Source organism: Sulfuricurvum sp. (genome assembly GCF_028681615.1).
In the GTDB taxonomy this organism is placed as follows: domain Bacteria; phylum Campylobacterota; class Campylobacteria; order Campylobacterales; family Sulfurimonadaceae; genus Sulfuricurvum.
On sequence record NZ_JAQUHV010000008.1, the window covers coordinates 21,293 to 42,337 of the forward strand.

The following is a 21,045-nucleotide window of genomic DNA, read 5'->3' on the forward strand; positions in this document are numbered from 1 at the left end:
GTCTACGCTGGCCGCTATGGCACTAAAGCTTGCCTCAAATGAGGCAGAATCTAAGGGATCGAATGGTTTCATCAATTATCGGAATTTATACTTTTTATATTCTTGTTCGACTTTATGTCAGCGTAATGCAGATCGGGTATATCAATCAGATCAAGCGCAGAGGTGCAGTGCTCATGGGTGAGCGCGAATATCTGGATGCTGCAAATTATGCTGTCGCAAAAGAAAAACTCGGAATGGTTGAAACGTTTGTCGAATTCGGTCTGTTTTTAATCTGGATCGGCGGTTTGATGCGCTGGCTGGATGAAGCATTTGCGGTACAAAGCCAGAGCGTTCACGCCATTATCGTTGTCATGGGAATGATTGTGATCAATTCTTTGGTTCAACTCCCTTTCGGCTGGATTGCAAAATTCAAAATCGATGCCCAATACGGCTTTAACCGCTCAACGGTTGCGCAGTTTGTCAAAGATACGTTGATCAGTTCTCTTTTGACGATTATTATCGGAAGCCTTATCGTATGGATTGTTTCGATGATTATCACTTCGAGTACACTGTGGTGGCTTTGGACGTTCGTATTTATTTTTGCGGTCGTGATCGCTATCAATATGTTCTTTCCGACGATCCGTGCACTCTTTTTTGACAAAGTAACCCCATTGGAAAATCCTGAGTTACGGGAGCAGATTGAGGCACTGATGGCTAAAACGGGCTTTGTCAGCAGCGGAGTTTTCATCAGTGACGCGAGTAAACGGGATGCTCGGTTGAACGCGTATTTCGGAGGACTCGGTAAATCAAAACGGGTCGTATTGTTCGATACGCTGATCCAAAAACTCACTCCTTCGGAACTGATTGCTGTTTTAGGTCATGAACTGGGGCATTTCGCCCATGGCGATTTATACAAAAATATCGCGATGGTAGGGGCCATGCTGTTTGCAATGTTTGCGCTTTTCGGGAACCTCCCTGAAACGCTTTATATGGAGCTTGGTGTTGCCCAAAGCCCTCAGATTATTATGGTGCTCTTTATCCTTCTCCTCCCGGTCGTCAGTTTTGTCATGATGCCGCTCATGGGATTGGTAAGCCGACATAATGAGTACGAAGCAGATCGAAGCGGTGCAGAACTCGGCGGTGCGGAACATCTCGTCAATGCGCTGAAAAAACTGGTGAGTGAAAACAAAAGCTTCCCGCTGTCGCATCCTCTATACCGCTTTTTTCATACGACCCATCCTCCTGTCGTTGAACGTCTTCGTGCTTTGGGTGCAGATATATATGTTCACACTGACTCAGGATACGCCGATCCATGTCCAAAAGACTAAAAGAGCTCCATGCCGATGTGACGGCACGACTGGAAGGGGTTGTAGAATCTCCCCGTCGTGAAGCGGAACTTTTGTTGATGGCTTATCTTAAAAAAGATCAACTCTATTTTATCACCCGTCAAGATGATGAGATCGATGATCAAGCGCCTTTGCTTTTAGAGTGGATCGAAAAACGCAGCCGCAATGTCCCTCTCGAATACCTTACGAATCGGGTCAGTTTTTACAGCCGTGAATTTTATATCGATGAGGGTGCACTTATTCCCCGACCTGAAACAGAGCATCTTATCGATGAAGTACTGGCACGTGTTTCAGCTGATGAAGCGATAACCGTTGTCGAAGTAGGGGTAGGGAGCGGTATTATTTCGATCCTTTTGGCCTTACATCTCCCGAATGCCCGTTTTATCGCCGTTGATATTTCGCCTCGTGCATTGGCGGTCGCACGACGCAATATAGAGGCATTTGGATTGAGTGATCGGATTGAACTGCGTGAGGGCGATCTTTTAGACGCTATCACCGAACAAATCGATTTGCTTGTCTCCAATCCCCCCTATATCGCTCAGGATGCCCCATTGGAAAGCAACCTTTCTTATGAGCCTCAAAATGCCCTTTTCGGAGGGGAAATAGGGGATGAGATTATCCGCCGTTTGCTTGATGAGGTTTATAATCGCCGTATTCCTCTCTTTGTTTGTGAGATGGGATACGATCAACGGTTAAAAGTCCAAGAATATCTTAGACGTTTTGCGGTAAAATCGTTAGATTTTTATACCGATTTAGCCTCGTTTGACCGAGGATTTGTATTAAAGGCACATCATGAATAAAAAAGCGTTAGTGGATGTAATCTATCTTTTATTGATCGCAATGACGGCAGGAGCCGTTCTAATCTTGGGCGCATTCGTTGCCGCAGTCGTCTTTCACTCTGAGATGTATTTGACACTGCCGCTTCTTTCTCGATACGAAGAGGGAAAAATTATGGGGGAAATCTTTCGCCGTTTCACCTACTGGGCTTATTTTATGACGGCTGTGATTGCAATCTATGAAGTCTCCCGATACAAAGTGATGCAAATCGACAAAATATCGATATTAAGTGCTTTGGGTTCTATCGGAACCCTCCTGTTATTCAGTGCCGTCTATACTCCTAAAATTTTGGAATACCAAACGCAAGGTGAAGCGGTGATGATGCAAAACTCTTTTGAATCATTGCACAAAGCGAGTGAGATCGATTTTAAAATTCTCCTTGTGATGCTATTGATCCTGTTTATCCGCAGAGCCTATATTTTGGCGGTGAAAAAATGATCCGCTTTGAAAATGTAACCAAAAGCTTCGGAAAGCGGGAGATCCTAAAAGGGGTCACTCTGGAGATCGAGAAGGGCAAGACCACTGTCATCTTCGGTGTCTCCGGCGGAGGGAAGTCTACGATTATCAAACATATCGTGGGGCTGTTAAAACCTGATAGCGGTACGATCACGGTTGACGGTATCCGTGTCGACAATGCCGATGAGACGACATTACGAGCAATCCGGACGAAAGTAGGGTTTTTATTTCAAAGCGGTGCGCTCTTCGACAGTATGAACATTCGAGAAAATGTCGCATTCCCGATGCTTGAACATCAAAAATTAACCCCAAAAGAGTTAGAACGAAAGATTGACGAAAAGCTTACGATGGTCGGACTTGATCCTAAAATCGTCAAATCGCTCTATCCTGAAGAACTCAGCGGCGGGATGCGTAAACGGGTAGGGCTAGCCCGCACCCTCGCGCTGGAGCCGGAAGTCATTTTATACGATGAACCGACGTCAGGGCTCGATCCGGTGACGAGTGACTTTATCACGCAGATGATCAACGGTCTGCGTGATGATATCGGTATGACCTCTATCCTCATCAGTCATGATATCGCTGAGAGTTTCAAAGCAGGGGATAATTACGCAATGCTCTTTGATGGCGTCATTGTTGAATCAGGAGATAAAGAGTCGTTTCAAAATTCATCCAATGAAGTAGTTCAGCAGTTTATCCACGCACGTGCCAAAGGGCCGATAGAGTTTCATTAACATCCTCGTCATTCCCGACCTGATCGGGAATCTACCTATCCCGTCATTCCGTGCCACGACACGGAATCCATCCTCCTTTTATCCCCCCTAAAGCAATAAATCACTATTATCTTTTAACATATAAACAGATTTGGTGTTTATTTATATAGTTAAATTCAAGTTCTGAAATATATAATGTCCATTAAATATAATAGTTAGGTATCCAGTGTGGTGTAATCTGAAAAAGAAGGAAGAGTAAATAGTGAAAAATATCTGGTTCATAAGAATGGATAAAGATAACTGGAATGATCTTAATCTCACTTTTGAAACACCATTCATTCACAGTATGCATGGTAGCTGTGGGGACATAGCACTTGCATTGGAGTATAAAGATGATATTTTTCCCAAACTTTCAATTAGTGAGCAAAGTTTGTCTAAGAAAATACTGTCAATCAAGAATACTCTCATAGAAAATGGTGCTTTTAATGAAACGCAGCTTGGTAAACAACGCTGTGATCTTGCAATTATCTATTGGCTTTCAAGAATGAAAATTGATGATATTGTATTTGCTAGAAATAAACTTGGTGAAGTCTTTCTGTGTAAAGTCACTGGTTATGTGTCCGAAGATTTTTTTGTTTCTTACGGTTGTTTTCAACGACCTGTTAAAATTTTACAAAAACTATCTGAATCCATGATGAACGGAGATATATGGCATCGAACACAAGGCCGTAAAACAATTGAACGTAATGCTAAGCCTTTTATTGCCAACCTAGTGAAGGATCATTTAAATAATTATAATTTGGTGTAGTGGTAAAAGCCTTTCTAGCTCCTAAGCTCCAACTTTGGAGTCTATAAATGAGGACATTGGGAACGATGGAACGTTATGAATATAGACAATAAGGAAAATATATGGGATTAAAAATTCACTCAATTGCAGAAATTCCAGAAAACGTATCAAGAAGCTACTATTTATATGTGCTTGATTACTACAATTGGGATGAACCAATAGGTAATACTCTTCGTTCTAATTTTGACCGTATGGCAGAATTTGCTTCAAAAAATGATGCTGTAGTAATACAGCCTGTTGGAGAGAGTCATTTCTTTTCAGAGTTATTATCTTGGGAAAGCCTTAATGGTATGAAGCCTGAAGATATTCTTCCAGCAATAATGATTACTTCAATCCATCCACAATACTTTTTAGAAAGAGACAATCAAACTGTTCGAAGCGGTTCACTGCCAAAAGATGAAATTGTATTTATTCAATTAAAAGGAATTTGTAATCAACCTACTGATGTTCTAAAAATTATTGAACAGATATTTACAGATATCAAAGAAAAAAAAGAAATTAAGAATTTTCAAGTTAAAAGAGAGCAAAAAGCTGGCGTTGGAGGTGCACTTGTTGATTCTTTAATACTTGAACCAAATTTCGCTGGTGTTGGTGTTGACCTCAAGAAAGTATTTTCTGTATTCAAGCGAAAAAATGCATAATAAATCACTGGAGCCAATAAATTACACTTTGGGCAATTTATTGGCTCATTTTAAATGTTAGAGGAATAAAGGCATAAGTATGATAAAAGAAGAAATCATTTATGCATCAGCAGAATTTTCTGATGATAAACTTTATAGATATTGGCTAAAAAGAGTGTGGGATGAAGATAAAGAAATTGGTGTATTTATAGCACTTAACCCATCAAAAGCTACCGAATTAAAGTGTGATCAAACTATTTGTAATATTACTAATTTAGCTCTACAATGGGATTGGGGAGGATTCTACCTTTTAAATCTATTTGCTTTTAGGTCTACCGAGAAAAAACTAATGTTAATCAATCAAAATCCAATTGGAGAAAAGAATGATGAGATGATTGAAGCAATATGTAAAAGATCAAATAATATTGTTTTATCATGGGGAGAAGAAAAACCGAAACTAGTCAAAGATAGAGCAAGTAAGGTCAAACAAATTTTAAACAATATTAATAGAAATGTTTTGTGTTTGTCAGAAAATGCTGGGAGTGGATATCAGCATCCATGTATAATCAAAGTTGAAGATTTTAAAGAGCCTAGGGTTACAAGCATCAATCAAAATGCTGGAAAATAAAAATAAAAAAATAGGGTCATGCCTTGAGATAGGGGTCAGCTATTCAATCTTAAATTTTTAGGATATCGAAAAAAGAGGACGAAGCTAGAATAGCATTTACTTAAGAAAATAAAACATTTTTATCTTCCCCCAAACTTCTTTGCCCACCACTCTTGCGGGGTGAGGGTCTGCTCTTTTAAAAAGCTTTCTTCGAGATTATATTCATAGTTGGAACAGTATTCGAGCATTGTGGCGTAAGCTTCATTGATTTGCGTACTCATCGCGTGAGCGGTTTCGGGATCATCAGGGTGTTTGTCGGGATGCCATTGCTGCATCATGGCTTTGTATCGGGATTTGATATCGAAGAGGGTGGATTTGTCGTGAAGGCCAAGGAGCGTTTTGGCCTTCATAAGGGAGTCAAAAGAGAGCATGGAGAGTGGGAATTAGTCTTTTTGTTGACGCATAAACGTCGGTACATCCAAGAAATCTTCGCTGTAATCACCATTGGCTACCATTGCAGGGCGGATAACGACACGAGGTTTTGCTGCGGCTGCGGCAAGAACTTCTTTGTTTTCAAATTCGCTGTTGTTAATTCCCATCGCGGCTTTTTTATCAAAACCGGTAGCAACCAACGTGATACGGATAAAGTCTTTATCCAAGTTAGCATCGGTAGTCGTACCGAAGATAACGTCTGCTGATTCATCAACACTGTTATGGACGACGTCCATCGCAGCAGAGAGTTCCATAAACGGAAACTCAGGATGCATACTGAAGTGTACCAATACACCGAGTGCGCCGTTAACTGACATGTTGTCGAGCAATGGAGATTCGATCGCATTTTTGATCGCTTCGTATGCCGCGTTTTCACCTTTGTATTCACCCACACCCATAAGAGCCAAACCACGGTGGCTCATAACGGTTTTCAAGTCGGCGAAGTCGAGGTTGATGTCATTGTCACCGCTGGCGAGGATAACACCTGATGTACCGCTGACGGCACGTGCAAGAACACTGTCAACAATGCGGAAACTCTCTTTGATACCGAGTTTCGGATCGATGATAGAGAGAAGTTTGTCATTCGGGATAACAACGATACAATCGGATTCGTTTTTAAGCTCTTGCAAACCGTCTTCCGCAAGTTTAAGACGTTTTTTACCTTCGAATGAGAACGGTTTAGTCACGACAGCAATCGTTAGCGCACCCACTTCTTTAGCGATTTTCGCAATGATCGGAGCTGCACCCGTTCCGGTTCCGCCGCCGAGACCGGCTGCCACGAATACGATGTCCGCACCCGCTAATGCACGAGCAAGGTCTTCATAACTTTCAAGCGCCGATTCTTTACCCACTTCGGGCTTCATCCCTGCACCCAAACCTTTAGTCAGTTTTGCACCCAATTGGATTTTGGTTGCAGCACTGCCTTGTTCCAAAACCTGAGCATCCGTATTTGCTATGATCAACTCGATACCCGGAATTGCCTCTTTAAGCATATAGCCGATCATATTTCCACCGCCGCCGCCGACACCTACTGCTACAATGCGTGCTCCCGTGAGAGTTGTTGATTCTTCAATTGAAAATGGTTCCATGCTTGCTCCTTGACGTGATTAAAATAGTTGAGTTGCCCAATTCCAAAACTTGGAAATTGGGTTTGGTTGTTCGGTTTGGACAGGTTTATTCGACCCGATGTTAACCATTTTTTGAGTTTCCGCCTTCTTCTCTTCCCTCACAGGAGGCGGTGTTGCTGCCGCCGGTGATGGAGTAGAAGCTGAAGCAGGGTGCTCAAATTTTGGCGCCTCTTCGTGGATTGGATAGTGAGCTTGAGCAGCCTGCGGCTCTTCGCCGGTATGGCGCATACGACGGTTAACGTCTATCTCGTACGGAGTATAGTTACCGGCCATGTATTTGACCAGTCCGACCGCTCCCGAATAGGAAGGATCTCTGAGGGTATCAAAAAGACCGCCGACATCGGTCGGTTTTGCCAAACGTACCGGCATGTTGTCCAATATCGCTACGGCAAGTTCGCGAAGACCTTCAATTTTGGTAAAACCACCGGTTAGAACAACACCGGCTCCCATATGATCTTTGAGTCCGCTTTTCTCAATCGACTGAGCGATAATCATCAAGGTCTCTTCTACCCGAGCATAGATAACGTTATGGACGACTTCAAGAGAAACTTCATGGGTAGAAGTCTCATCGCCGATAACCGGAAGTTCGATCAAATCATTGCTAGGAGCATAGAGTGAACCGTAGCTGATTTTGACATTGTCCGCTGTATGAAGCGGTGTATGCAATGCCATCGATAAATCGTTGGTGATATGGTTTGAACCGACACCGAGGAAGTCGTTGTAGCGGATAGCGTGTCCGGAGTGGATAACGATGTTGCTCGTATTTCCACCCATATCGACAACTGCCGCTCCGAGTTCTTTTTCATCATTATTGAGAACGGCGATAGCAGATGCGTAGCCGCTGAGTACAACGCTCTCGACATCGACACCGGCAGCTTTGACCGCTTTGCGCAAATTGTTGAGATTCGATTTTTGTGTTGTAATAATATGGGTTTCAACTTCAAGACGTGAAGCATTCATCCCCAATGGGTCTTCAATGAAATCTTGGTCATCGACTTTGAAGTTGTACGGGAGGGCATGCAGTACTTCAAATTCGTTAGGGATATTGGCATTGTAGAGTGACGTGTGCATGACACGTTGAATCTCATTAAGAGTGATCTCTTTGTTTGGGATATTGACGATACCGCTGGAATTGAGACTTTTGGTGTAGGCGCCGGAAATAGTTACGACAGCACTGCGAAGCTCAGTTCCCGCAACCCGTTTAGCATCATTCAACGCGCTCTTGATCGATTTGGATGCAAGCTCGATATTGGTGATGCTTCCTTTGCGAAGACCTTGTGCTTTTGAGATACCGGCTCCGATTATTTGTGCAACGTTATCGTCATCGATTTCCGCGATGAGCGCACAAACTTTTGTTGAGCCGATATCAATGGCTAAAACGGTTCGTTTCAAATCAAATCCCCTCTACATAGATTTCAACTGGGTACTTGCTCTCAAGTGCTTTGATCAGCCCTTGATCCAACAAGCTCCCTTTGAGCTTGAGCACGGTGTTTTCATCCGCTATTGTTTTGTCTTGAAGCAACTTTTGTTCCAAAACGTTATAGATTATAACATTTCCGCTTTCAAGGGTAACAAAACCTTGTTTTTGTTTGGATGTAAAGAGTTTTGTGAGGAACTCTGATCCCTCGGTGCTGCTCAATCCGGCTAATTTAGCACCATCCGCATGGGTGACGAAATCACTGGTAGTCCCTGTGAATGTTTTATAACTGTTTTGAGCTAACTCTTGAAGTTTGGTTTTTTTCGCTTCGTTAAGATAGAGTGCACTAACATCTGTTTTCGCCTCTTCAAATGTTTTGGTGCGGGCAGGATTCATTTTTTCAAGTTTGACGATGATGTATTCGTTTCCGTTTTTACGCGGTTTAAGATACGGTTTTTGATCATCCAGGGTAAGAATCTCTTTGGTGAGCTCAGGGCTAAACGGTGATGAAGATGCTGTGATAGTGGCTTTTTGCGCAACGATTCCGGATTTCAATGCACCTTTTTTGTAATCAATGTAAAGACGGAGAGATTCTTTTTCCGTTGCTTTGTCGCTTAATGCGGCAATAATTTGTCCTTTGGCATCGGCGAGAGAAAGGACTTTGCCGGAAGTGTCTTTTAGCAGCTGGCGGTTCATATCATAATAATCACTGATCTCTTTTTCACTCGGTGATACGGATTGATGTGCTTGCGTTACATAAGCAACCTCATAGCTCGGTTCTGTTTTGAACTCTTTTTGGTGTTTTTCCCAGAATGCTTTGAGCTCCGCATCATTTGCAGTGAGGGTGATCATATTAGGTGTGAGAACTTTATAGTTGATTTTATCTGAAACGCCCAAGGCACTTTCAAAAGTTTTTTCTTCGATCGGTTTCGTACCGGATGCAAGAAGATAGAGTGTTTTTTGAATCAAAAGATCTTTTCTCATCAACTCTTCGTATTCTTTGATCGTTAAATGATTTTGCTTTAACGTCTCTTCATAGATACTTTTGCTAAACGTGCCGTCTTTCCCAAAACTAGGCTGAGACTTGATAACGTTCAAAAGTTCCGTATCGGTGACGATGAGTCCGTAACTGTTGGCAAGATTGAGAATGAGAGCCTGATTGACAAGTTGATGAAGTGCTTGGCGTTGAAGACCGAATTGTTTGGCCTGTTTTTCGTCAAATTTTCCTTGGAAAAGCTGATTGTATTGGTTAAAGATATTCGAATAGCTTCTTTGCAGTTCTGCAGCAGTGATGGAAACATCTCCTACTTTGGCAACAGCGCCGGACTTGTTTCCGTAACTGTATTGCCCCCATCCGACGAATCCGGCTCCGATAAAGGCAATGGTGGAGATCCAGATCGTAATGACCAGGTATTTTCGGTGGCGTTGCATCCAAGTAATCATATTAAACGATCCTATTGTAAAATTCAGATATTCTATTCAGTTTACCATTAAACTTGGATGAAAATAGTAGACGACTAACACATGTTATCATATTATAACTCAATTGAAGAGGTTTCGGATGAATAATTTAGAGATGTCAAGCCGTGATTTAAACGTTTTATGGCATCCATGCACGCAAATGAAAGATCATGAAACGATCCCGCTTGTCCCCATTTCAAAAGGGGATGGTATATATTTACACGATTTTGACGGAAACCGTTATATCGATGCCATCAGCAGTTGGTGGGTCAATCTCTTCGGGCATTGCAATCCGTATATCAACGGAAAAATTATCGAGCAGCTTTCCAGACTCGAACATGTCATTTTGGCAGGTTTTACCCATGAGAGTGTCATCCGTCTTTCGGAGCGTCTTGTCGCTCTTGCACCGGAGGGGCTAACGCGTTGTTTTTATGCGGATAACGGTTCAAGTGCGATCGAAGTGGCTTTAAAAATGAGTTATCATGCCCATAAAAATCGGGGAGATGACCGAAGTCTATTCGTATCTCTCAGCGACAGTTATCACGGGGAGACGCTAGGTGCTCTTTCTGTCGGAGATGTAGCCCTCTATAAAGAGACGTATGAGCCGTTATTGATTCGTGCGATTCAAACCCCTTCACCCAAAGATCAGACACCGGAAGCGGCGTTGGAAGCCGCACAAGCATTTCGAAATCTGCTGCAGGAACGTGGAGCGGAAATTTCGGCATTGATCGTTGAACCGCTGCTCCAAGGGGCAGGGGGGATGAAAATGTATCACCCACTGTTTCTTTCGGAAGCCAAAAAAATCGCTCAAGAATTCGGTGTCCATTTTATTGCCGATGAAATATTGGTCGGATTCGGTCGGACCGGAAGCATGTTTGCGTGTGAACAGGCGGACATTACCCCTGATTTTTTGATTCTTTCAAAAGGGCTTACGGGAGGGTATCTTCCGCTTTCGGTTGTTATAACGACAGAAGATATATATGGTGCTTTTTACTGCGATTATGATCCTGCACGCTCTTTTCTACACTCACACAGTTATACCGGAAATGCACTTGCCTGTGCCGCTGCCAACGCGACATTGGATCTCTTTGAAAACGATAACGTGATAGTAAAAAATCAAGAAACGATAGCCTATATGGGAGAACAGCTGGGCCGGTTTGGCGTGTTTGAATGTGTAAAAGAGATTCGTCAATGCGGTATGATCGGAGCGATTGAATTGCAAGGATTTGAACCGGGTGAGCGCATCGGTTTGAAAATACATCAACACTGTCTGCAAAAAGGGGTTTTGATCCGTCCGTTGGGGGGTGTCATCTATGTGATGCCTCCTTACATCATCTCTCCCGAAGAGCTAAAACATGTTTTTGATGCGATAGAAAGTGCTTTGAGAATGATTTGTGCTAGCAACGCATAGGGAGAACTAACTATGTTTACATTACGTCAGTTGGAAATTTTTGGTGCAATGGCCCAATCGACCCGCGTTATTGATGTCGCAGAGCAATTAGGCATGAGCCCCTCAGCCGTTTCCATGGCGGTGCGTGAACTAGAAAAAGAGCTGGGCGATGTACTGTTTGAACGGATAGGGAAACGATTGATGCTCAATGAGCGCGGACGCTATTTTTTTGAGAATTCCGAAGAGATTTTGGAACGCTCACAGCAGTTGTATGAGCACTTCCGAGCCGATTCGAGCGGAGGACATCTGTATATCGCCGCGAGTGTCACAATCAGTAACTATCTTCTTCCTAAATGGATTGGTAACTTTCGATCTACGCATGAACAGGTTAGAGTATCGCTCAAAACCGCCAACAGTACCGAGGTTATCAATATGGTACGTGAAGGGATCTGCGATTTAGGGTTTATCGAGGGGCATTTTAGTGATGGAGAACTCGTATCGGAGTCGTTGATGACCGATGAACTTGTCGTGGTCGGAAATGACCCCACCCTTACAGAACGGGACTATTTTATCGATGAATTGGTCCGAAAACGGTGGATTTTACGGGAACGCGGATCCGGGACCCGAGAAATCTTTCTCTCGCACATCGCTCCGATCGATAAAGAGCTGAACATCGATATGGAATTTGAAAACAATGAGGCGATAAAAGGGTATTTACTCAATGACCGGCATGCACTTTCGTGTTTGCCTCGTATCAGCATTGTTGAAGAACTCAAAGAGGGAAAAATGTTTGAAGCCCGTATTAAAGCCCATAGCTTTAAAAGAGAATTTCGTATGGTATGGCGTCAGGAGAAGAAAATGAGCCGTATTATCAGCGATTTTAAACGATATGTTAGTGAGCTTAAGCTATCATAACGGCCAATAAAACCAAAGGTTACGCAGTGCAGGAAACGCCTCATATCCCCGTCCTTTATCGCGAAGTTATCGACGCGTTTGCTCCGTGTGAAAAAGGAAAACTCGTCGACTGTACGATGGGATACGGCGGACACTCGTCGTTATTGCTCGATAACAAACCCTCACTCTCTTTGATCGGCATCGATCAAGATCCGACGGCGATCGCTTTTTCATCACAGCGTCTTGCCCCTTATGGAGATCGTGTCGAGATACGTCAAGGGCGTTTTTCAGAGGTTGCGGCAGAGGTAATGAAAGAAAACGGGGAAAAAATTTGCGGTATTTTAGCCGATATCGGGGTTTCTTCTTTGCAGCTTGATCAGCGGGAACGGGGCTTTTCGTATGAGAGCGATACCCTCGATATGCGTATGAATCCGAATGCAGAACTGAGTGCTTCCGAGGTTGTCAATGAGTATTCTCAAGGGGCATTGGAAAACATTTTACGCGAGTACGGCGAAGTGACCAATGCCCGAAAAGTGGCGGAGACGATTGTTCAGCGCCGACCGTTCGCATCGGCAAAAGAGCTTTCTCAGGCGATTTTTCATTTGATGCCCAAGGGCAAAAAAATCCATCCTTCGACCCTCGTGATGCAGGCAATTCGTATTGAAGTCAACGATGAGCTGGGTGAATTGACCCGATTGCTGGATGCTATAGAGACATCATCGATCAAACATTTGCGCGTTGCGATTATTACGTTCCATTCTTTGGAAGACCGGATCGTCAAAAACCGCTTTTCGAAATGGGCAAAAAACTGTATTTGTCCCGATGATGCGATGCGATGTACCTGTGGGAACAATCACTCCATCGGAAAAGTGATCACCAAAAAACCGCTAACGGCACAGGACGATGAACTTCGTGCCAATTCGCGAAGTAGAAGCGCAAAATTACGAATATTTGAGATCCGAAGAGGGCTTTCAGAATGAAAGTAGATGTCTGCCTCGAAGAGGCTAGCTTTAGTGCCTTAGCGGCAAGCGTAGACAGAGGGATTTTATTCCTCTGTTGTTCAAAATGGAAAATAGTATGAGCGAAAAGCACGATATTTTAGAAGAGACCCAGCATATCATCTCTCCCGATGAATCGATGGGGCCGATTTTTTTACGGAATGTTTTTGTAGGTATATTTTTGGTGTTAGTGATCGTTTTTCCTAAAATTTTTATCAACACCCAAATCTATTTTAAAAGCCGTGAGATATCAACACTCACGCATGAACATGATTCTCTGATGGAAGAAAATCGTCTTATCAAAGCTAAAGTGGAATTAATGAAATACAAAAGTCAGATTTCGGATACGCTCTTTTAGATTGCTCTCCCGTCATTCCGTGCTACGACACGGAATCTATCCCCAATAACTCATTTTATTTTTAAATTTGGTATACTATTAGTATGAAATTTGAATATGATAGCAACAAAAGTAAAGTAAATAGAGAAAAACATGGGATTGACTTCGATGAAGCACAACATCTATGGCTCGATGAAAATTTACTTGAAGCTCCTTTGAACTTTCCTGATGAAATGCGTTTTATATGTATAGGAAAAATCGGGGAAAAACACTGGTCTGCTGTTATAACGTATCGGTCAGAAATGATTCGAATAATTTCCGTGAGACGATCACGGCAAGTGGAGGTAGAATATTATGAAAACAGCTAAAGAATTTGACGAAGCATTTGATAATGGCGAAGATATAACTGAGTTTGTGGATTGGTCTGCATCACGTCGGCCTAATTTGGAGCAAAAACGGGTGAATCTTGATTTGCCTGTATGGATGATTGAGAGACTCGATTATGAAGCAAAACGGCTTGGTGTTGCCCGACAAGCAATTATGAAAATGTTTTTAGCTCAACATTTGGAAAAAACTGGGTGAATTCTAGATATTTCTTTTCCATTCCCAAGATGTTTGGGGATGTCGATCTGATTTAACCCCTTTATTTTAAAATCCAACCTCTCCTGAAATTCATTCAACATTCATCTTTTTCTTCTATATTTTTTTCTCTAACTCTTTTTTTACAGACCTAAGAATTCAGATGGTATAATCGCCCTCTTAAATTGATACTTTGGAGATACGATGTATAATTTGTTTGAAGACGAAGACGATATTTTCCAAGGTTCGCCGAAAAGTAAGTTTTTAGATATCGTTTACAACGCAAATCGCGATTTGGTTCAAAATGAACTTGAGCGTTTGATGACGCGTATGGCGGCTATGGAACTTATGCTGCAAGAAGCACACGGCGAAGATGCAATTGAACGTATCCTTAAAACGATGCAGTTTGAGCGTGCGGATGAAGTCGATATGATGACAAAAAATCTTTACATCATTTCGGTTGGAAACGTTTTAACTCAAAACGAGTAAGCAGTAGGTGAAAAGATATTTTGTATTTTTGTTGCTGAGCAGCGGGTGGTATCTGCACGCTGCTCCGTGGAAAGAATTAAAAAATTTTAATCTTAAAAAAGACCAAACGGCTATCGTGTCGGTCAAAACTGCAGGGTTGGACCGTAATTTGAGCTTTCGTTGGACGCTTTATACGGACAAAGCCTTGGTAGTGCATGAGAAGTTTGACCGGATCGTGGGACAGCATATTTTATATGAAGGGCATAACGACAGCTTTCGAAAGCGTCTGTTGCCTCCTAAATACAGCGAAACGGACGTACCGTACGTCCTTGTTGTATTTAAAAAATACGATGAAGTAAATCAAACAGTACAGTTTGACTTTTTACTGTTTGACAAAGAAACACAGGTAAAATTGGATTATTTAACGAAATGAGTATAAAGTAGGGTATGTTGGAACGGGTAGAAGCGATAATAGGACAATTAGTGGATGAAGTCGGATACGCCAAAGCGAGCGAGCTGTTCGCTACACTTTCAGGCGGTAAGCGTCTTCGTGCACGTTTGATTCTGACAATTGCCCCTGCGGCTCCTACCGCTCCGCTTCTCGGTGCGATTGTCGAGTTGATCCATGCAGCAAGTCTGCTCCATGACGATGTGATCGATGATGCGATGCTTCGCCGAGGCGTGCCGTCGGTGAATGCCACGCATGGGAGTAAAATTGCAATCATGCTCGGCGATATCCTCTACTCCAAAGCTTTCAGCGAACTGACCTCATTTGACCCTTCCATCGCCCGTACTATCGCCGAATCGGTTACGAAACTCTCTGTAGGAGAGATGATGGACGTTGAAATGGCAACGGCTTTCAATACGGATCGCGATCTGTATCTGAAAATGCTTTATCTCAAAACGGCGACACTGATCGAATCGTGTGCATTCAGCGCGGCTGTCTTGGCAGGTGAAGATGCAGATGCGTATGCAACGTACGGTAAAAATTTGGGATTGGCGTTTCAGATCGTCGATGACATTTTAGATATTACGGCAGATGAAGCGACACTCGGGAAACCTTCTCTCAATGATTTTTCGGAAGGGAAAGTGACATTACCGTATATCGATCTGTATGAACGTTTAAACGAGGATGAGAAAACACGTCTTGTCGGCAGCCATTGCAAAGTTTTGGATGAGGATGAAAAAGTGTGGATTCGATCCAAGATGGATGAATTTAAAATTATCGAACGCTCATACGGCTATGCCCGTGCATTATGCGACGAGGCGATCGAAGCAATCGGCGATAATGCGCCATTGCGCGCTATTATCGAAACCGTTATTCAGAGAAATCATTAAATGCACTATTTGATTATCAGCTTTTCCCATAAAAACTCTACCATCGCCATACGCGAAAAACTCGCATTTGTGGATGAGATCCAGCAAGTCAAATCGATGGAAAAACTCAACAGTTCTCCCGCTATCAGCGAATCGATGATCCTCTCTACCTGTAACAGGGTAGAGATATTCTGCAGTTGTAACGATACCGACGCTGCCAGTGAAGCGGTATTTGAACTGTTATGCGGCCGTTCGGGAATGTCTCGTGAAGACCTGCACAGCCGTGCCGATATTTTCGATGATGAGGGGTGTATTCATCACCTTTTCAGCGTCGCGAGTTCACTGGACTCGATGGTTGTGGGTGAGACCCAGATCGCGGGACAGCTCAAAGATGCATTCAAACTTTCGCAGGAAAACGGTTATTCGGCGCAAAAACTTTCTCGTGCCATGAATTACGGATTTAAATGTGCCGCAGAAGTTCGTAATGCGACGAATATCTCTTCCAAACCGGTTTCCGTAGCGAGTGTAGCCGTTGCAAAAGTCAAAGAGAGCGTCGGTGATTTAAACGGTAAAAAAGCCTTGGTTATCGGTTCAGGTGAAATGTCGGTTATCACATGCAAGCACCTGAGTGCCCAAGGGGTTGAAGTGACCCTGATGAACCGTACATTCGAGAAAGCCGAAGCGATTGCGGCAGAGTGCAATGCAAGGGTGAGAGCGTATGAAGAGCTTGCTTATGCAATTAATGAAAACGAGCTTTTGTTTACCGCGACCGGTTCGCTCCAGCCTATCATAACCGAAGAGATGGTGAAACCGTGTTCGTATGATCGCTATTGGTTTGACATGGCGGTTCCGAGAGATATCGAATGTGATCCTGAGATTTGGGGAATCCATCTCTTTAGTGTGGATGACCTCAAAGAGATCGTAAATGAAAATATTGCGTTGCGTGAAGATGAAGCAAAACTCTCGTATGTGATTATTCGACGTCACGTCGTCGGATTTTTTGAATGGCTGAAAACACTCTCGATTGAGCCGCTTATCAAAAGCTTGTATGTCAGAGCGTATCGTGCTGCAGCAAATGAGACAGCACGCGTTATCGAAAACGGCTACATTCCAAAAGAGCATGCGGATGCGGTTCAAAAAGCGACCGAACAAGCGTTGAAACGCTTTTTGCATCCGTTTGCTCAGCGTATGCGTGACGGTTCGGATGCGATGCGTGTAGATGCCCTGATCGAATCAATGAGTTTTTTGATGGAACAAGATGAAGGCGAAGAGATGAGCCAAACCAGCTGTAAATATTACCCTAAAGGAAAATAATGCGTTTTTCAAAAGCCTATATCCCAACGACAAAAGAGTCCCCGAAAGATGCCCAGCTCCCGAGTCATATCTATCTTTCCCGTGCGGGATTCGTAGCACAGGTCGCGAGCGGTCTGTATAACTTTTTGCCGTTGGGAAAACGGGTGCTTCGTAAAATTGAGAATATCATTAATGAAGAGATGGCTGCATGCGGTGCTTTGGAAGTGGATTTGAGCTTTGTCACTCCGGCAGAACTCTGGCAGGAGAGCGGCCGGATTGAAAAATTCGGTAAAGAGCTGCTCCGTTTCCGTGATCGCAAAGATAACCTTTTTGTCCTCGGGCCTACCCATGAAGAGATGATGGTGAGTATCGTCCGTAACCGTGTTACGAGCTATAAACAGCTTCCGCTCAATGTCTATCAGGTAAAAACCAAATTCCGCGACGAAGCCCGTCCGCGATTCGGTCTTATGCGTGCACGTGAATTTGTGATGAAAGACGGTTACAGCTTTCATGCCTCGACGGAGGACTTGGATCGTGAGTTTGATGCAATGGAAGCGGCGTACAAACGTATTTTGGAACGTTTGGGTCTGAATTTCCGTATTGTAGAAGCCGACAGCGGTGCAATCGGCGGTACAGGTTCAAAAGAGTTGATGGTATTGGCGGATAGCGGTGAAGATACACTTGCCGTATGCGATACCTGCGAATACGGTGCCAATGTCGAAGCGGCACGCCGTGCACCGCGCAGTGTGATCCCTGAAGCACCTCAGGCTGATTTTAACCGTTTCAAAACGCCGAATGTCAAATCGATCGAGGATTTGAGCAACTTTTTCCATGTCGATCCGTATTACACGCTCAAAGCGGTCGTAATGCGTGCCGTGTACACGGAGGGGAGCGAACCGGTATGTTTCTTTATCCGCGGATGCGATGAACTCCAAGAAGTAAAAGCCCGTAACAGCGTCGGTGCGATCGATTTGGTGGATATTACCGAAGCGGAACTGGTCGAAATCGGTTTGGTTCCTGGCTTTATCGGACCGTTGGATCAGGATAAAATCCGTTTTGTCATGGACAACGACACCCGCAATGCAGCCTCAATGATTTGCGGTGCAAATGAAATGGATTACCATTTCGTCGGTGTAGATTTGAGTGTTATGAACGACGCACCGTTTGCGGATCTGGTAACGGTTCAAGTGGGTGACGGATGTCCTCATTGCGGCGGTAAAATGGAACATACCAAAGGGATAGAGGTTGGACATATTTTCAAACTCGGTACCGTTTATTCCGCACCGCTGAAAGCGGAATATCTGGATGAAAACGGACGGTCTCAGCCGTTTATCATGGGAACCTACGGTATGGGTGTCAGCCGTCTTGTCGCGGCCGTTATCGAGCAGCATCATGATGAAAAAGGGTGTATCTGGACCCATGCGACGGCTCCGTATCTGGTGAACGTTATGGTCTCGAATATCAAAGAAGAGTCTCACATGGCGTATGCGGAAGAGTTGTATGCCTCTTTACAAAAATGCGGTATTGAAACAATTTTGGATGACCGCAAAGAGCGGTTCGGATTTAAAATGTCCGATGCCGAATTGATCGGATTCCCGTTCACGGTCATTGTCGGTAAAGAGCTTGAAAACGGTTCGGTACAAATTATGATCCGTGCCACACGTGAGATCATTACCGTAGAAGCTGCACATGTCTTAGAAAAAATCCAGGAATTACGAGGATGATCTACTTTCTGATCTACCTTTTTTTAGAGGTGGTCGTAACGGTGGAGATTGCTTCCCGTATCGGTGGCCTTGCCACTTTCCTCGAAATCGTTTTGAGTGCATTCTTGGGGATTTTTTTATTGATGAATTTTCGTCATACCCTCAGTGAGAATCTTTTTGCGCTTCAAACGCGTCAAATCACGATGGAGAGTTTTACCAAACGGAATATGACGGGACTTTTAGGCGCGATTCTTTTGATCGTCCCCGGATTTTTAAGTGACATTATCGGAATCTTGATGCAATTTTCTCTTTTCAGTTCGCTTATCATTAACCGTTTTTCGCGAAAATACCCCACACAAACCAAATCAAAGGATGACAATGTCATTGATGCCGAAATTATCAACGATTCTACTACTCTCCGCTAGTTTGATGGCGGCTACTGATGCCGAAGTAGTCTCATTTTTGAAAAAAGGGATAGGGGGAAATCCGAATATCTCTAATCTCCAGATTGATGTAGCAGGTAAACAAAATCTCTCAGGTGTGAGCGGATGGCAGACCTATTTTATCACTATCGAAGCAGACGTGAAGCAGGGGAACGATGTTCGCCATATCAATCAAAACGCCACTTATTTTGTCAATGGCAATACAATAGCTCCGGAATTTGTCAATATTAAAACCGGAGAACGATACAATGATATTGTTGCACCTGATTTTAATAATGCGTATTATACTAAAGCGAACCGTATCAGCGGAGATGCCAATGCTCCTCATAAAGTAGCGGTTTTTTCTGATCCGCTTTGTCCGTTTTGCCGCAAATATGTACCGGATGCACTAGCCTATATGGAAAAATATCCTAAAACGTTTGCCGTCTATTATTACCATTTCCCTTTAGCAGGATTGCATCCAGCCTCTGTTGCTCTTACCAAGGCTGCTATCGCGATCGATCAAAACGGGACAGACAATGCGGTTTTAGGGCTCTATAAAGTAGATATTAACCCTAACGAAAGAGATGAACAAAAAATTCTCGATGCCTTTAATAAAACGTTTGGAACCAAAGTAACGGTTGCCGATATTCGACGCCCGTCAGTGGTTAAACAGTTCGAATTTGACCAAAAGGTGGCCCAATCCATGATGGTTGCGGGAACACCGACGGTTTTCTTTGACGGTCAAAAAGATCCTTCGAAAAACAAATATAAAGAGATTAAGGTTAAGTAATTCATGAAAAAACTCACCATTGCAACTCGCGGAAGCAAACTCGCCCTTTGGCAGTCCAACCATATCAAATCGGTAATTGAATCGAATTTTAGTGATGTGGAAGTAGAACTCAAAATTATTATCACTTCCGGGGATAAAATTTTGGATGCGCCGTTGGCAAAAATAGGCGGTAAAGGGTTGTTTCTCAAAGAGATCGAAGAGTCAATGCTTCGAGGCGAGGCGCAGATGGCGGTTCATTCCCTTAAAGACGTTCCGACAGTTATGCCCGAAGGGCTTCTTTTATCTGCAATCACAACTCGTGAGGATGTACGGGATGCAATGCTGAGTGAAAAATATCCTGATATCGCATCGCTTCCGCAGGGTGCTGTTGTCGGTACCTCTTCCTTGCGCCGTCGTATGCAGTTGGTGAAACAGCGTCCCGATTTGGTCATCAAAGATTTGCGCGGTAACGTCGATACACGAATCCGCAAGCTCATAGAGGGGGAATTTGATGCGATTATCCTCGCAGCTGCAGGGATTAACCGCCTCGGTTTTTCTCATCTCGTGACCTATTTTTATCCGATCTCTCTCGAAGAGATGATCCCCTCTATGGGACAGGGCGCATTAGGGATTGAAACCGTAAATGAGCCGTGGGTTTTAGAAATTGCGGCCTTTTTGGAAGATCGAAACAGCCGAATTGAGACGAGTATCGAGCGAGGATTTGTCGATACGCTGCAAGGCGGTTGCCAAGTACCGATCGGTGTGAGTGCCCGAGTGCAGGAAGATGGCAGTGTTGTCGTACGATCACTTCTCGGACTTCCTGACGCTTCTGAAGTGATGGGCGAAATGGTGACGTTATCTCAGGATGAAACATCTCGCGCGGGTGAAGCGATGGCAGAGCGTTTGATTGCTCAGGGAGCGATGGAATTATTACATCGTGCCGAAGTTATGGCAAACGAGGCTTAATCCGTGA

At 43.7% G+C, this 21,045-nt stretch carries 25 protein-coding genes; 21 read left to right on the forward strand and 4 right to left on the reverse strand.

Annotation, left to right across the window (positions count from 1 at the left end):
- Positions 1–62 precede the first annotated feature (62 nt).
- From PHE37_RS08855 to PHE37_RS08885, 7 genes are all read left to right on the forward strand, one after another.
- Entirely contained in the window at positions 63–1,307 is a 1,245-nt protein-coding gene (locus tag PHE37_RS08855; protein ID WP_300008447.1) for a M48 family metallopeptidase, read from the forward strand.
- Positions 1,292–2,125, forward strand: a complete 834-nt coding sequence (gene prmC, locus PHE37_RS08860) for a peptide chain release factor N(5)-glutamine methyltransferase (protein WP_299994605.1) — start codon at positions 1,292–1,294, stop codon at positions 2,123–2,125. Before PHE37_RS08855 ends, prmC begins: the two co-directional genes overlap by 16 nt.
- Positions 2,118–2,600 carry a DUF4149 domain-containing protein gene (locus tag PHE37_RS08865; protein ID WP_299928456.1) on the forward strand — a complete coding sequence of 161 codons (483 nt, stop codon included), beginning with the start codon at positions 2,118–2,120 and terminating at the stop codon, positions 2,598–2,600. Before prmC ends, PHE37_RS08865 begins: the two co-directional genes overlap by 8 nt.
- Positions 2,597–3,349 (forward strand): ABC transporter ATP-binding protein, encoded by a 753-nt coding sequence (locus PHE37_RS08870; protein ID WP_299994603.1) that lies wholly within the window; start codon positions 2,597–2,599, stop codon positions 3,347–3,349. The genes PHE37_RS08865 and PHE37_RS08870 overlap by 4 nt, the downstream gene beginning before the upstream one ends.
- Before the next feature lie 241 nt (positions 3,350–3,590).
- A complete protein-coding gene (locus tag PHE37_RS08875; protein ID WP_299994601.1) occupies positions 3,591–4,136 on the forward strand; it encodes a hypothetical protein in 546 nt (181 codons plus the stop codon).
- 101 nt (positions 4,137–4,237) lie between these two features.
- Positions 4,238–4,816, forward strand: coding sequence for a hypothetical protein (locus PHE37_RS08880; RefSeq protein ID WP_299994599.1), 579 nt, complete (start codon positions 4,238–4,240; stop codon positions 4,814–4,816).
- A 79-nt stretch (positions 4,817–4,895) separates the two neighbouring features.
- Positions 4,896–5,423 carry a DUF1643 domain-containing protein gene (locus PHE37_RS08885; protein WP_299994597.1) on the forward strand — a complete coding sequence of 176 codons (528 nt, stop codon included), beginning with the start codon at positions 4,896–4,898 and terminating at the stop codon, positions 5,421–5,423.
- A 119-nt stretch (positions 5,424–5,542) separates the two neighbouring features.
- On the opposite strand, the gene PHE37_RS08890 is transcribed toward PHE37_RS08885, so the two are convergent.
- Genes PHE37_RS08890 through PHE37_RS08905 form a run of 4 tightly spaced genes read right to left on the reverse strand, consistent with a single transcriptional unit; the run spans position 5,543 to position 9,881 of the window.
- Entirely contained in the window at positions 5,543–5,812 is a 270-nt protein-coding gene (locus PHE37_RS08890) for a J domain-containing protein (RefSeq protein ID WP_299994595.1), read from the reverse strand.
- A 33-nt stretch (positions 5,813–5,845) separates the two neighbouring features.
- Positions 5,846–6,982, reverse strand: a complete 1,137-nt coding sequence (gene ftsZ / locus PHE37_RS08895; RefSeq protein WP_299994593.1) for a cell division protein FtsZ — start codon at positions 6,980–6,982, stop codon at positions 5,846–5,848.
- 18 nt (positions 6,983–7,000) lie between these two features.
- Entirely contained in the window at positions 7,001–8,413 is a 1,413-nt protein-coding gene (gene ftsA, locus PHE37_RS08900) for a cell division protein FtsA (RefSeq protein ID WP_299996658.1), read from the reverse strand.
- A gap of 1 nt (position 8,414) precedes the next feature.
- On the reverse strand, positions 8,415–9,881 hold the full coding sequence (locus PHE37_RS08905) for a peptidylprolyl isomerase (protein ID WP_299996654.1): 1,467 nt from the start codon (positions 9,879–9,881) through the stop codon (positions 8,415–8,417).
- Between the two features lie 118 nt (positions 9,882–9,999).
- Between PHE37_RS08905 and PHE37_RS08910 the strand changes: the two genes are divergently transcribed.
- The 14 genes from PHE37_RS08910 (at position 10,000) to hemC (ending at position 21,038) form a co-directional block, all read left to right on the forward strand.
- The gene (locus PHE37_RS08910; protein WP_299996652.1) at positions 10,000–11,310 is read left to right on the forward strand and encodes an adenosylmethionine--8-amino-7-oxononanoate transaminase; all 1,311 of its coding nucleotides are present in this window, start codon (positions 10,000–10,002) and stop codon (positions 11,308–11,310) included.
- 12 nt (positions 11,311–11,322) lie between these two features.
- A complete protein-coding gene (locus PHE37_RS08915) occupies positions 11,323–12,204 on the forward strand; it encodes a LysR substrate-binding domain-containing protein (RefSeq protein ID WP_299996650.1) in 882 nt (293 codons plus the stop codon).
- A gap of 26 nt (positions 12,205–12,230) precedes the next feature.
- Positions 12,231–13,163, forward strand: a complete 933-nt coding sequence (gene rsmH, locus PHE37_RS08920) for a 16S rRNA (cytosine(1402)-N(4))-methyltransferase RsmH (RefSeq protein WP_299996647.1) — start codon at positions 12,231–12,233, stop codon at positions 13,161–13,163.
- A 97-nt stretch (positions 13,164–13,260) separates the two neighbouring features.
- On the forward strand, positions 13,261–13,539 hold the full coding sequence (locus PHE37_RS08925; RefSeq protein WP_299996644.1) for a hypothetical protein: 279 nt from the start codon (positions 13,261–13,263) through the stop codon (positions 13,537–13,539).
- 83 nt (positions 13,540–13,622) lie between these two features.
- The gene (locus PHE37_RS08930; RefSeq protein WP_299996641.1) at positions 13,623–13,886 is read left to right on the forward strand and encodes a BrnT family toxin; all 264 of its coding nucleotides are present in this window, start codon (positions 13,623–13,625) and stop codon (positions 13,884–13,886) included.
- Entirely contained in the window at positions 13,873–14,100 is a 228-nt protein-coding gene (locus PHE37_RS08935) for a CopG family antitoxin (RefSeq protein ID WP_299996638.1), read from the forward strand. The genes PHE37_RS08930 and PHE37_RS08935 overlap by 14 nt, the downstream gene beginning before the upstream one ends.
- A gap of 201 nt (positions 14,101–14,301) precedes the next feature.
- The gene (locus PHE37_RS08940) at positions 14,302–14,586 is read left to right on the forward strand and encodes a DUF2018 family protein (protein ID WP_299996635.1); all 285 of its coding nucleotides are present in this window, start codon (positions 14,302–14,304) and stop codon (positions 14,584–14,586) included.
- A gap of 7 nt (positions 14,587–14,593) precedes the next feature.
- Complete coding sequence (locus tag PHE37_RS08945) at positions 14,594–14,998, forward strand: hypothetical protein (RefSeq protein ID WP_299996632.1); 405 nt, start codon at positions 14,594–14,596, stop codon at positions 14,996–14,998.
- 14 nt (positions 14,999–15,012) lie between these two features.
- Complete coding sequence (locus tag PHE37_RS08950; protein WP_299996629.1) at positions 15,013–15,903, forward strand: polyprenyl synthetase family protein; 891 nt, start codon at positions 15,013–15,015, stop codon at positions 15,901–15,903.
- Positions 15,904–17,196 carry a glutamyl-tRNA reductase gene (hemA, locus tag PHE37_RS08955; RefSeq protein ID WP_299996626.1) on the forward strand — a complete coding sequence of 431 codons (1,293 nt, stop codon included), beginning with the start codon at positions 15,904–15,906 and terminating at the stop codon, positions 17,194–17,196.
- The gene (locus PHE37_RS08960) at positions 17,196–18,899 is read left to right on the forward strand and encodes a proline--tRNA ligase (RefSeq protein WP_299996623.1); all 1,704 of its coding nucleotides are present in this window, start codon (positions 17,196–17,198) and stop codon (positions 18,897–18,899) included. The genes hemA and PHE37_RS08960 overlap by 1 nt, the downstream gene beginning before the upstream one ends.
- Entirely contained in the window at positions 18,896–19,303 is a 408-nt protein-coding gene (locus PHE37_RS08965) for an FxsA family protein (protein ID WP_299996620.1), read from the forward strand. The genes PHE37_RS08960 and PHE37_RS08965 overlap by 4 nt, the downstream gene beginning before the upstream one ends.
- The gene (locus PHE37_RS08970; protein WP_300008449.1) at positions 19,257–20,093 is read left to right on the forward strand and encodes a DsbA family protein; all 837 of its coding nucleotides are present in this window, start codon (positions 19,257–19,259) and stop codon (positions 20,091–20,093) included. The genes PHE37_RS08965 and PHE37_RS08970 overlap by 47 nt, the downstream gene beginning before the upstream one ends.
- 3 nt (positions 20,094–20,096) lie before the next feature.
- Positions 20,097–21,038 (forward strand): hydroxymethylbilane synthase, encoded by a 942-nt coding sequence (gene hemC / locus PHE37_RS08975; protein ID WP_299995411.1) that lies wholly within the window; start codon positions 20,097–20,099, stop codon positions 21,036–21,038.
- Positions 21,039–21,045 lie beyond the last annotated feature (7 nt).